The organism is Clostridium sp. HCP1S3_C6 (assembly GCF_052066735.1).
Classification (GTDB): domain Bacteria; phylum Bacillota; class Clostridia; order Clostridiales; family Clostridiaceae; genus Clostridium.
In genome coordinates, this window is sequence record NZ_JBQHRN010000067.1 from 1 (window position 1) to 1,485 (window position 1,485).

Below are 1,485 nucleotides of genomic sequence, written 5' to 3' on the forward strand. Positions count from 1 at the left end.
CTACATAGCTTAACCCCTCCTTTATTGCTTCATCATTTCTAATATCAAATGTTTTAGAAATTCCAGATAATTTTAGTGACTTTAATTTTGTCGCAATTAAATCATTCATTATTCTTTGTGCCTCCTTCTAAAAATTTATTATATTTACTTAAATCCCTCTTAAAGGAGTTTTCTTCATTACTGACATAACTAGAAGAAGGAATTATTGAAGTATCAATATTTTTTTGTAATATATTCTTTACAGTTTTATAAGTTATTGAATTAAATAATATTGCTCTTGAACAAGCTGCATTTATTAAATCATTTGAATAATTTTTTTGTAATGATAACAAACCTGAAATAGCTCTATAGTCATATTTTCGATTAGAAACATCTGCATTTATGTATAATTCAAAGAATCTTAATGCTTCTGGACCTATTTCTTGCATTTTATTTTTTTGTGTTGACAATATCTCTGATATTGTTATATTCTTACTATGAGGATAGTGGTTAATGTCCGTTAAGAATTTGCCCTTTTCACAATTTGCTATGGTGTGGAGGGCTATTTCTTTATTGTCAGAATAAATTCTTAGTAAACCATTCATCTCAATAGCTTGTACATCCTTGCCAACATATCCATATGGAACAGAATAATAGTTAGATTTATAGCATATATGACAGTTAGTGGCAACATGACATATTTGACTATTTGATAATATATAATCTTCCTTCGGTAATGCGGTTAAGCAAGCTTTTTCAATTTCAGAAAAAACTTCAAATGGCACTTTTTTTGTAGTTCCATGTATTCTTTTATTGGCAGTATCCTTTAACCAATTTGCTAAAAATCCTTTTGCTTCTTCAATATCCTTAAAATTTCTTCCTTTAAAACAGCTATTTTTGACATATTTTACATTTGATTCGACTTTACCTTTGTCAGTTGGAGTATATACTCTGCACGGTTGTGCTAAGAATCCATAGTAGGCGGCAAAGGCTGCATAGTCCTTTTGAATTGTGGGTTCATAGAAATCTGCTTCTAGAATGGCAGCTTTAAGATTATCAATTTTAACTATTTCAGGAACTCCATTAAAATATTTAAAAGCATTTTTGTGACAATTAATAAATGTTTGTACTTTTTGGTCTAAAACTATCTGCACATACATATATCTTGAATAACTCAATGTCATTACAAAAATCCAAGCTTTCTTCTTTTTTCCATTAATATTTAAAAGTCCAATATAACCAAAATCCACTTGAGCTTCTTCACCAGGTTGCGTATTAAGAACCATATAAACTTTTGATTTCTTTTCTCTTATGCTGTGAATATATTTTTTTACAGTATCATAACTTCCCTGATAATCATAATCCCTTACAAGATCTTCAAATATTCTTTTTGCTTGAATATCTTTATTAACTTCAATTTGTATATATTCTTTATACGGATCAAGTATAGTAGGTCTAGTTTTCTTTTGGGGTAATTCTTCATCCGATTCTTTGAGCTTTGCTCTA

General features: G+C 28.8%; 1 protein-coding gene. It reads right to left on the reverse strand.

Annotated elements, in window-relative coordinates:
• Positions 1–101 precede the first annotated feature (101 nt).
• Positions 102–1,485 (reverse strand): IS21 family transposase (gene istA / locus ACTNAO_RS12740; protein WP_441048084.1); only part of this gene is annotated, 1,384 nt, incomplete at its 5' end.